This is a genomic window from Butyricicoccus sp., from assembly GCF_050872565.1.
Lineage (GTDB): Bacteria > Bacillota > Clostridia > Oscillospirales > Butyricicoccaceae > Butyricicoccus_A.
The window spans coordinates 1-2,156 of sequence record NZ_JBNMHC010000363.1; the positions used below are offsets into that span (position 1 = coordinate 1).

Genomic DNA, 2,156 nt, shown 5'->3' on the forward strand with positions numbered 1-2,156 from the left:
CATAGCATTGAAAAGTCCTTCGATTTATGGTATGATTCCAAAAGATACAATTTGGAAAGGAATCTCTCATTTATGACTGATAAGAACTTTAGCATCAATCTGGGCGAGTACAAGGGCATCAAGCGTGCACCGATTACCGCAGACGTAACCAACGACGAAGTACAGGCTGCCATCAAGCAGGAGCAGCAGCAGCGCGCAAAGATGCACGATGTCGAGCGTCCGGCACAGCTGGGCGATACCGCTGTCATTGACTTTGCAGGCTTCCTCGGCGAGGAGCAGTTCGAGGGCGGCACTTCCGAGAACTACTCTCTGGCTCTCGGTTCCAACACCTTTATTCCGGGCTTTGAGGAGCAGCTGGTAGGCGCTTCTGCCGGTGATGAGGTAGATGTCAACGTAACATTCCCGGAGAACTATCCGGCTGGCAATCTGGCAGGACAGCCGGTTGTCTTCAAGTGCAAGGTGCATAAGGTGCAGGAGCGCAAGCTGCCGGAACTGAATGATCTGTTCGGCAAGATGTACGGCTTTGCAAACTACAAGGAATTCGAGCAGAATGTGCACGATGCACTGGTACAGCAGAAGGAGCAGGCTGCTCGCTCTCAGGTACAGAACGCACTACTGGAGCAGATCGTTGCAAACTCTGAAATCGACCTGTCCGACGAGTTTGTCGATGCATTTGTTGAGCAGATGATTGCTACCGTTACGCAGGATTTGGCACAGCAGGGCGCTTCTATGGAGCAGTATCTGGCATACCGCAAGATCACCGATGAGCAGCTGCGTGCAGAGATGCGTCCGCAGGCAGAAGCTACCGGTAAGGCATCTGCGGTTCTCGCCTCCATCGCTCAGCAGGAAGGCATTGTCATCACCGACGAGGACATTGACAACGACATCCGCCGCATGGCTATGATGTATCAGATGGACTATGACAAGCTGGCTGGAACCATGGATGAGGCTGCTCGTGAGAGCGTGCGCAACAGCTTGGAAATTTCCAAGGCTTTGCAGCTCGTCTTTGATGCTTCGGTTGAAGAATAAGTAGAAATGCAATACAGGAGGACGTCTGTCACGGCGTCCTCTTTTCTCTGCACAAAGTAAGGAGGTTTCTATCATGCTGCGTATGATTGCCTTAGACTTAGATGGCACACTGCTGCGTTCAGACAAAACGCTTTCTCCGCGCACCAGACGAGTATTAGAGACATATATTCAACAGGGTACCCATGTTGTCGTGGCGAGCGGACGTTCTTATGATTCTCTGCCGCAGGAGGTGCTCTCTGTGTCCGGCATTGACTATGCGATTACTTCTAACGGCGTAGTGATCTGTCACCGACCGACAGGACAAAAGCTGTTCTATTCCCCGCTCAAGCCGACTTGCACTCAGCAGCTGCTCTCTCTGATTGAGACCCATCAAGCGGATTTTGAGGTTTTTCTCGATGGTGTCCCCTATGCTGACGCCGATTTTGTCGCACACCCGACAGCATATGGTCTGCCGGACGCCGCGACCTCATACATTCAAACCACACGCAAGCCGGTTCGTGATTTGTTCGCCTTTACACAGGAACACATTCAAGAATTGGACTGCCTTGATTTTATCACAATAGACCAGCAAAAAAGAGTGATTTTGGCGCAACAGCTGAAGCAGATTTCCGGTATTTATGTGACATCTTCTGTCCCGCATCTGTTGGAAATTTCCGATGCTTCTGCCGGAAAAGGTCCTGCGCTGCGGCGTTTAGCCCAGTATCTAAACATTCCGCGCGAACAAATCGCCGCATTCGGCAACGAAGAAAATGATTTGGATATGATCGAGTTCGCCGGTGTCGGCGTTGCCGTCGCCAACAGTCCCGCCCACGTGCGCGACTGTGCCGATTACGTCACGCAGAGCAACGATGAAGACGGTGTGGCTGCTTTTCTGGAACGCTATCTCGTCAATCAACAGGCATGAAAAAAGTCTCGTTCGGGTAACTGCCCAAACGAGACTTTTTGTTTCCATATTTTACGCTTCAAATGCCTGCTTAATGCTGTTATAATGCAGGAACTTATCCTGCTCTGCCAGCTTCTTGATGGTGTCCAGATCAGCAAACTGGAAGCCCATGGCCTCTGCGGTCTGGATATGGACATCCTCTTCCTTGACATCCATGTCAAAGCGATAAATATCCACGAAATAA

General features: G+C 50.9%; 2 protein-coding genes. Both read left to right on the top strand.

Annotated features, from left to right (window positions below; translation table 11 throughout):
- The first annotated feature begins 72 nt into the window (after window positions 1-72).
- Window positions 73-1,029, top strand: a complete 957-nt coding sequence (gene tig, locus ACR0P9_RS11385) for a trigger factor (protein WP_432620237.1) — start codon at window positions 73-75, stop codon at window positions 1,027-1,029.
- Window positions 1,030-1,102: 73 nt separating this feature from the next.
- On the top strand, window positions 1,103-1,933 hold the full coding sequence (locus ACR0P9_RS11390; RefSeq protein ID WP_432620239.1) for a Cof-type HAD-IIB family hydrolase: 831 nt from the start codon (window positions 1,103-1,105) through the stop codon (window positions 1,931-1,933).
- Window positions 1,934-2,156: the final 223 nt, after the last annotated feature.